This is a genomic window from Aeromicrobium sp. PFPM2_SD2 (genome assembly GCF_057364525.1).
This window is the reverse complement of sequence record NZ_JBNFNZ010000085.1, coordinates 1-7,207: the sequence shown is the minus strand read 5'-3', so window position 1 is coordinate 7,207 and position 7,207 is coordinate 1. Positions and strand designations below refer to the sequence as shown.

12 protein-coding genes are annotated in these 7,207 nt (G+C 69.8%); 7 read left to right on the top strand and 5 right to left on the bottom strand.

Annotation, left to right across the window (positions count from 1 at the left end; all coding sequences use genetic code 11):
- Positions 1-442, top strand: a 442-nt coding sequence (locus AC2W7G_RS06235; RefSeq protein ID WP_485867670.1) for a hypothetical protein, incomplete at its 5' end; no start/stop codon positions are given.
- A gap of 48 nt (positions 443-490) precedes the next feature.
- The gene (locus AC2W7G_RS06230; RefSeq protein WP_485867669.1) at positions 491-1,828 is read left to right on the top strand and encodes an NAD(P)/FAD-dependent oxidoreductase; all 1,338 of its coding nucleotides are present in this window, start codon (positions 491-493) and stop codon (positions 1,826-1,828) included.
- A 101-nt stretch (positions 1,829-1,929) separates the two neighbouring features.
- Here AC2W7G_RS06230 and AC2W7G_RS06225 read toward each other — a convergent pair whose 3' ends face one another.
- On the bottom strand, positions 1,930-2,520 hold the full coding sequence (locus tag AC2W7G_RS06225; protein ID WP_485867668.1) for a glycoside hydrolase family 16 protein: 591 nt from the start codon (positions 2,518-2,520) through the stop codon (positions 1,930-1,932).
- Positions 2,521-2,550: 30 nt separating this feature from the next.
- On the opposite strand from AC2W7G_RS06225, the gene AC2W7G_RS06220 reads away from it, so the two are divergent.
- The gene (locus AC2W7G_RS06220) at positions 2,551-2,799 is read left to right on the top strand and encodes a hypothetical protein (RefSeq protein WP_485867667.1); all 249 of its coding nucleotides are present in this window, start codon (positions 2,551-2,553) and stop codon (positions 2,797-2,799) included.
- A gap of 51 nt (positions 2,800-2,850) precedes the next feature.
- Here AC2W7G_RS06220 and AC2W7G_RS06215 read toward each other — a convergent pair whose 3' ends face one another.
- Positions 2,851-3,090, bottom strand: a complete 240-nt coding sequence (locus tag AC2W7G_RS06215) for a DUF7662 domain-containing protein (RefSeq protein ID WP_485867666.1) — start codon at positions 3,088-3,090, stop codon at positions 2,851-2,853.
- A 420-nt stretch (positions 3,091-3,510) separates the two neighbouring features.
- On the opposite strand from AC2W7G_RS06215, the gene AC2W7G_RS06210 reads away from it, so the two are divergent.
- Together AC2W7G_RS06210 and AC2W7G_RS06205 are read left to right on the top strand one after the other, a co-directional pair.
- Positions 3,511-3,702, top strand: coding sequence for a hypothetical protein (locus tag AC2W7G_RS06210; protein ID WP_485867665.1), 192 nt, complete (start codon positions 3,511-3,513; stop codon positions 3,700-3,702).
- 42 nt (positions 3,703-3,744) lie between these two features.
- Positions 3,745-4,059 carry a single-stranded DNA-binding protein gene (locus AC2W7G_RS06205; protein ID WP_485867664.1) on the top strand — a complete coding sequence of 105 codons (315 nt, stop codon included), beginning with the start codon at positions 3,745-3,747 and terminating at the stop codon, positions 4,057-4,059.
- A 65-nt stretch (positions 4,060-4,124) separates the two neighbouring features.
- Here the strand turns inward: AC2W7G_RS06205 and AC2W7G_RS06200 are convergent, their stop codons facing one another.
- Genes AC2W7G_RS06200 through AC2W7G_RS06190 form a run of 3 tightly spaced genes read right to left on the bottom strand, consistent with a single transcriptional unit; the run spans position 4,125 to position 5,805 of the window.
- Positions 4,125-4,718: a cadmium resistance transporter gene (locus AC2W7G_RS06200; RefSeq protein WP_019146652.1), complete on the bottom strand. Its 594-nt coding sequence runs from the start codon at positions 4,716-4,718 to the stop codon at positions 4,125-4,127.
- The gene (locus AC2W7G_RS06195) at positions 4,715-5,434 is read right to left on the bottom strand and encodes a cation diffusion facilitator family transporter (protein ID WP_485867663.1); all 720 of its coding nucleotides are present in this window, start codon (positions 5,432-5,434) and stop codon (positions 4,715-4,717) included. The genes AC2W7G_RS06200 and AC2W7G_RS06195 overlap by 4 nt, the downstream gene beginning before the upstream one ends.
- On the bottom strand, positions 5,431-5,805 hold the full coding sequence (locus AC2W7G_RS06190; protein ID WP_019146650.1) for an ArsR/SmtB family transcription factor: 375 nt from the start codon (positions 5,803-5,805) through the stop codon (positions 5,431-5,433). Before AC2W7G_RS06190 ends, AC2W7G_RS06195 begins: the two co-directional genes overlap by 4 nt.
- 82 nt (positions 5,806-5,887) lie before the next feature.
- Between AC2W7G_RS06190 and AC2W7G_RS06185 the strand changes: the two genes are divergently transcribed.
- Positions 5,888-6,523, top strand: a complete 636-nt coding sequence (locus AC2W7G_RS06185; RefSeq protein WP_485867662.1) for a DsbA family protein — start codon at positions 5,888-5,890, stop codon at positions 6,521-6,523.
- Positions 6,520-7,104: a TlpA family protein disulfide reductase gene (locus AC2W7G_RS06180; protein ID WP_485867661.1), complete on the top strand. Its 585-nt coding sequence runs from the start codon at positions 6,520-6,522 to the stop codon at positions 7,102-7,104. Before AC2W7G_RS06185 ends, AC2W7G_RS06180 begins: the two co-directional genes overlap by 4 nt.
- The last annotated feature ends 103 nt before the right edge of the window (positions 7,105-7,207 follow it).

The following is a 7,207-nucleotide window of genomic DNA, read 5'->3' as shown; positions in this document are numbered from 1 at the left end:
ACCGACCGGCCGGCGCCGTCCGGCGTCCGTGCTGACGGCGGCCGTCGTCATGCTCGCCTCGGCGGGCGTCGTCGCCGGCGTCGCCGGGCTCAACGCGCTGATCTACCTGGTCTCGCCCGACGAGTACGTGCGCCTGCTCGAGGAGCAGCCGCTCATGACCGACAGCGTCACCGAGCTCAACACCGACGCCGAGACGCTCGCGCGATGGATCTTCGTCGGCTGCAGCATCCTCACCGTCGTCTCGCTGCTGGGAGCCCTGGCCGGCGCGCTGCTCCTGGCCCGGGTGAAGGGCGCCCGCGTCTTCGCGCTCGTCATGTGCGCGGTGACGTTCGTGGTGGGCCTCGCGGCCGTCCCGATGGGCTGGCCCTGGGCCGGCGCGGCCGCCCTCGTCGTGTGGTGGATCACACGGCAGGACGCCCGAGCCTGGCTATCATCCCGCTGACCCGCCCTCCGACGTGAGGCCCGGGAGCCCCGGGACTACGATGGAGCCATGGCTGACAACCCCAGCGAGGAGCGCACGCGTCCGCACGTCGTGGTCGTGGGCGGCGGGTTCGGCGGACTCAACGTCGTCCGCAACCTGCGCAAGGCCGACGTCGACATCACCCTGATCGACCGGCACGCGTACAACACCTTCAACCCCTTGCTCTACCAGGTCGCCACCGCGAGCCTGAACCCCGGTGACGTCACCTGGTTCCTGCGCGCCGTGCGGGCCAAGCAGGACAACGTCATCTTCCTCAAGGGCACCGTGACGTCCATGGACCACGAGCAGCGCCTCGTGCACCTGGACGGCGGCCTGGAGCTGCAGTACGACTACCTCGTCATCGCCTGCGGCGTCACCGCCAACTTCTTCGGCATCCCCGGTGCCGCCGAGTACTCGATGCCGCTGTACAAGCGCTCGCAGGCGCTGGCGGTCCGCGACCGGATGTTCGCGCTGCTCGAGAACGCCGCGGTCAACGGCCACGACCAGGACATGCGCCTGCTCGTCGTCGGCGGCGGCGCCACCGGCGTCGAGACGGCCGGTGCGCTCGCCGAGCTGCGCAACAACGACCTGCCGGTCGCCTACCCCGAGATCGACCCCGCGAAGGTGCACATCACCCTCGTGGAGATGCAGGACTTCGTCCTGGCCCCGTTCGCGCCGAAGCTGCGCGACTACGCCAAGGCGTCGCTGGAGAAGCGCGGCGTCGACCTGCGCCTGGGCACCTCGGTCAAGGAGGTGCGCGCCGACGGCGTCGTCGTGCAGCAGGGCGACGCGGAGCCGGAGTTCCTGCACGCCGGCATCGTCGTCTGGGGCTCGGGCATCACCGCGCACGACGTCGTCAAGAACTGGAACGTCCCGCAGGGCCGCGGCAAGCGCATCGAGATGGACGAGCACCTGCGCGTGCACGGCCTGACCAACGTGTTCGCCATCGGCGACGTGTCGATCAACCCCGACGACCCGCTGCCCCAGCTGGCCCAGCCGGCCATGCAGGGCGGCAAGCACGTCGCGAAGTACATCAAGGCCGACCTCGCCGGCGACGTCGCCTCGGTCAAGCCGTTCAAGTACTTCGACAAGGGCACGATGGCCACCATCGGCAAGGCCTCGGCCGTCGCCGAGATCCGCTGGATGCCGAAGATGAAGGGCTTCCTGGCCTGGCTCATCTGGGTCGGCCTGCACATCTTCATGCTGCTGGGCAACCGCAACCGCTTCGCGACGCTGACCAACCTCGGCGCCAAGTACCTGCTGTGGGGCAGCCACAACGTCATCGTCGGCGAGACCCCGCCGATCGAGGCGAAGGAGCCGCACGTGCTGGAGCGCGCGAAGGTCAGCCCCAAGGGCCGCCGCCGCTAGACCGGCTCACCCCGCCTCGGCCCGGCCGGGACGGGGACGCGAAAGGACCACGATCCGCCGGATCGTGGTCCTTCTGCGTCCACCTCAGGAGCGCTCGGGTGTCAGGCGCTGCGAGCGGGGTGGGGCCGGGCATGGACCTCGTGGACCAGCGCGGTGCGCGGGTACGCGGACGGGTCGCGCGGCGCGTCGTCGGGGAGCTCGAACAGGCTGACCATGAGCTGCAGGTCGTAGCCCAGGCGCTGGCGGCAGGTCTTCACGACGGCGCCGTCGACGAGGAAGGTCACCTCGTCGTCGTGCCAGCGCACGGCGTACGTGTGGGGCTCGGCGGTGTCGATCGCCAGCACGACGTCCTCGACGTCGTCGGCGAGCCGCGGGTCGTGGTGCGCCTTCACGCCGAGCCGGACGGTCGAGCGTCCCGGCGAGCGCAGGTCGCCGAACAGCTCGGCCATGCACAGCTCGCCGGCGTCCTGCGGGCCCGAGACCTCGGTGCCGACGAGCCAGAGGCCGAGCATGCAGCGTGGGTCCGCGCTGGCGCTGGCCCGCACCTCGACCTCGCCCGCCGTCGCGGTCCACAGGACGCGGGTCGGCTGCTCCGTGGCGACGACCAGGCCGTCCGGGCGGTGGGGGTGCGTGCCGACCGCCGAGCCGAGCGGGCCGGAGAACGTCGCGGTCTGCAGGTTGCTGACGCGCATGGGTCCGTTCGAGCCGATCGAGGCGATCGCGTGAGCGCCGTCCAGGGCGTGCTCGACTTCGGCACCGACACCGCCAGCAGCACGCACGTCGTCCTGCCCGACATGTCCCTCGCGTGCCGCGCCGACCTGGTCGAGGCCCTCACCTGCGGCGACCACCTGACGTTCGGCCGCCCCGCCCGCTGGGCCGCCGTCACCTGCGACTGGTGCCGGGCCCTCGGCCCGGCCTACGCGGCCGCAGCCATCGCACGGCTGCAGGGCTCCCAGGCCACCGTGCTCTAGCCGCGCCGGTGGTCGGCCCGCACAGCGGACCGACCACCGGATTACCCCGACTCAGGTCCGCTCGAACGTGACCGTCCGCTCGCGCATGTCCGGGTAGGCCCGAAAGCCGGCGTCCAGCCACGCGCGGGCCTGCACGTGGCGGTCGTCGTGCGATGCCCACCACTCGCGATGACGCCGCCCCGACGGCGGCAGGCCGCCGCTCAGAACCTCGTCGACGTCGTCGAAGCTCATCACCAGGCGCTCGCCCTCGTGCGCGGCCAGATGCTCGTAGAGCGCGTCGTACTTGGACACGGCCAGATCCTCTCGCGTCATCCCGACCGCTAGCCGAGCGGAGCCGCCACGGAGGCCGGCGCCACCTGGTGCCGGCCGTGCCGACCGGCAGGAAGATCCGCGGCCTGCGGCCACGCAAGGGGCCGGCCTGCGGCCGGACTAGAGCTCGACGAGCAGCTTCGTACCCCTCCCGGTCGTTCCATCCTCGGCCGCCCGCGCTCCACGCAATCCCCTGACGGGGACCCCACCGGCATCCCGCCCGATCGGCGCTCCCTGCGGTCGCTTATTTCCTCACGACCAGCACGCCGGCGTTGCCCTGCGGGTTGGCGCTCCGCGCTCCCTGGCGGCCGCTGATCTCTCTTGCCGGGAGGGGGCGAAGAACGGTTGGGACGGGCAGACGTTCCAACGGCCCACCGCACCGGCAGAAGGGGGACGCCAGTCATGGCCACCACCACCCACACCAGCAACCGCGAGCACGTCGAGAGCCTGCTCGAGGAAGCCCGCAGCGAGATCGGCAACGGCGGATTCGCCGCCCAGGTCCACATGGACGCCCTCGCCGTCGAGGCCCTGACCCTGGCCCGCGCCCGGCTCACCGAAGCGATCGACACGCTCACCGGGCCCACCGACCGCTGACCACCTACCCGAGCAAGCACCACGACCAGCAAGGAACACGACATGTTCACCAGCACCATCACCATCGAGGGCCGCCTCGCCCAGGCCCCCCAGGTCTTCGACAACCTCACCGAGCTCGTCGTCCTGACCAACCGCCGCACCCAGGACAGCGAGTCGGGGGAGTGGTCCAACAGCGACACCACCCGCTACGTCGTCAAGACGTTCAAGACCCTCGCCACCCGGGCGCGGGATCTGGAGTCGGGCGCGAAGGTCGTCGTCACCGGCTCGATCGTCACCGAGACCTGGACCGACCAGACCACCCACGAGCCCCGCCACAAGCAGGTCCTGCTCGCCGACGCCATCGGCCGCAGCGTCTAGACCCAACCGCGGGGGAGGGGCCGCGGGGATCAAGCCCGCGGCCCCTCCATCAGTTGGGTGCGCTGTTAGAGCCCGAATGCTCCGCCAGTGATCAAGATCGTGAGGCCGAGGCCCACCAGCACGAGCGGGAAGAGCACGTGCTCCCACCGCTCAAGGATCTCGGCTATTCCGCGGCGGGTGGCAATGAAGCGAGCCGTGGCGACCAAGACGGCTACGAGGATCAGGAAGACGATGCAGTAGACGAATGTTGCTGCCGCTCCGACGTTCAGGAAGACGGGTACGTACACGCCGATGTTGTCGCCTCCGTTGGCGAAGGTGACGGCCGCGACAGTCCCGACGGCGACAGACTTTCCGGCGTCGAGCTCGTCATCGTCGTCGTCCTCGCGCCACGCTTGCCATCCGGCTCGGAGGCCGAGCACGAGAGGGATTAGACCGAAGTAGGGGATGGCCTCTTCGGGGAGGACCACCCCAGCTCCCAGCGACGCGACTACAGCCGCCAGAAGGATGCCGGCGAATCCCAGGTACTGGCCAAGCAGGATCCGGGTCGTGGTGCCCCGTTCTCCGGCGCCGCGAGCGAAGAAAAGGGACAGAACGATGATGTCGTCGATGTTCGTGGCCACGAAGAGGCCGAGGGCCTGGACGGCCGCTACGCCGGTCACGCTTCGGAAGTTCCGCAGCAGGAGTCGCCGGAGGTGCAGCTAGTCTCTGGCTCGTCAGAGGTGGTCGAGATGGCGATGGGACCGCATCCGCAGTCCTCACCGCGCCATGCTTCGAGGCCCTCTCGTGCGGCTACGACGGCGATGATGAGGCCGGCGATCGGGTCGGCCCAGTACCAACCCAAAGTCGCGTTGAGGACGAGACCGAGCAGGAGCACCGCCGACAGGTAGGTGCACAGCAAGGTCTGCGTGGAGTCGGCGACAACAGCGCTCGAGCCGAGCGCGCGCCCAGTGCGGCGCTGCGCCCAGGACAGGAACGGCATGATCAGAAGAGATGCGATCGCCAGGCCGATCCCGACGCTCGAGGACTCGGGCTGGTGGTCTCCGATGAGCGCGCGGACCGACTCGAACGACACGTAGGCGGCGAGCGCGAAGAACGACAGTGCCATGAGCTTGAGCGCCTGCTGCTCACGAGACTCAGGCATCTTGTGGCGGAACTGCCACAAGATGATGAGCCCGCTGCTCACCTCGACTACAGAATCGAGACCGAATCCCACAAGCGCGACTGATCCTGCAGCGAGCCCTGCGGTGATCGCGATCACCGCCTCGACGAGGTTGTAAGAGACCGTGGCGCCGGCCAGCAGCTGGGCACGGCGTCCAAGTTTGCGGCGAAGTTCGGGATCGGCGGTGAACGTCGATGCCGACGGGTGGGCGCTCATGCTTCGGCTCCTTCGCCGTAGGTGGGGCACAGTCGGACCTTGTCGCCGGTCTCGGCCAGGAGTTCCTCGGCGGCCGTGAACACCTTCAGGACCGCGTCGGGGTGGGTCAGGCGGTAGACCGAGGACCGGGCCACTGGGCGGGCGTCGACCAGCCCGCAGTCGCGCAGGCACGCGAGGTGTTTGGAGACCGTCGACTGGGCCAGGTTCAGGTGGGTGGTGAGCTCGCGGACGTTGTGCTCGCCCATAAGCAGGTGCCTCAGGATCGCGACCCGCGACGGATCACTCATCCCACGGAAGAGGCATGCGGCCGCGCTGCTCGCGGCAGTCTCGTCGGGCGTCGCCGACACCGACAACTCATCTAAGATCGCCATATGGCGATGATAGCGCCAAGCAACGACACCTGTCACCTATTATTCGGGCATGAGGATGCGGAGGCAGTCGGTCGTAGCGCTCGTGGTGGTCGTGTTGTTCGTGGCGGTGTTCGGCGCCTTGGTGGTGCTCGAGCAGCGCGACCGGCCTGACAAGGCCGCGGAAGGTCGGGGCGACAGCATCGCCGTGCGAGCCGATAGCCACCGGCTGCAGGAGGCGCCCGACGGGGCGCCGGTGTTCGTTGAGTTCCTGGACTTCGAGTGCGAGGGCTGCCGAGCGGCGTACCCCTACGTCGAACAGCTCCGCAAGGACTACGCAGGCAAGGTCGAGTTCGTCATCCGCTACATGCCGATGCCCGGCCACTTCAACGCCATGAACGCCGCAGTGGCCGTGGAGGCCGCCGCCCGGCAGGGCAAGCTCGAGCCGATGTACCAGCGCATGTACGAGACCCAGGCCGAGTGGGGCGAGCAGCAGGTCTCCAAGGCTGCGCTCTTCCGCGAGTTCGCCGCCGACCTCGGCCTCGACATGGCCCAGTACGACGCGGACGTCGACAGTCAGGAAGTCGCTGACCGTGTGCGCAAGGACTTCAACGACGCCATCGCACTCGGCGCCCAGGGCACCCCATCGTTCTTCGTTGGCGGTAAGCCGATCGCCGTCACCCAGGCGTCCGATCTCGACCGAGCAATCACCGCGGCACTCGACAAGGCGCCGCTCTCATGAACTTTCTCCCTCGACGCGTCCGCGGCGTCCTCGCCGTGGCGCTGTGCTCCCTCGTCCTGTCTGCCTGCGGCGGCTCGGACGGCACCGACGGCACCCGTGGCGGCTACATCTCCGGTGACGGCAGCTACGTCGTCGTCGACGCCCCCGACCGCAAGGACGCCCCCGACCTCGAGGGCGAGGACCTCGAGGGCGAGCCCTTGTCGCTCGAGCAGTTCGCCGGCCAGGTCGTCGTGGTGAACGTGTGGGGCTCGTGGTGCCCGCCGTGCCGCGCCGAGGAGCCGGTGCTGAGCGCCGTGGCCCGCGAGCTGGCCGACGACGGCGTGCAGTTCGTCGGGATCGCGACGCGCGACGTCGCCGGGGCCCGGGCGTTCGAGCGCTCGCGCGGGGTGCCCTATCCGAGCTTCGCCGATGACGCCGGCACCTACGCCGTCCAGTTCGCCGACAGCCTGCCCACCATGGCGACGCCGACGACCTGGATCATCGACGCCGACGGCAAGGTGGCCGTCCGCTACCTCGGCCCGTTCACCAGCGAGTCCACCCTGCGCGGGCTGATCGAGGACGTCCAGGGGTCCGCGTCGTGATCGCCGGCATCGGCGAGACCGTCGTCGACGGCTCGCTCGTCCTCGCCCTGCCGCTCGCCCTGGCCGCGGGCCTGCTGTCGTTCTTCTCCCCGTGCGTCGTGCC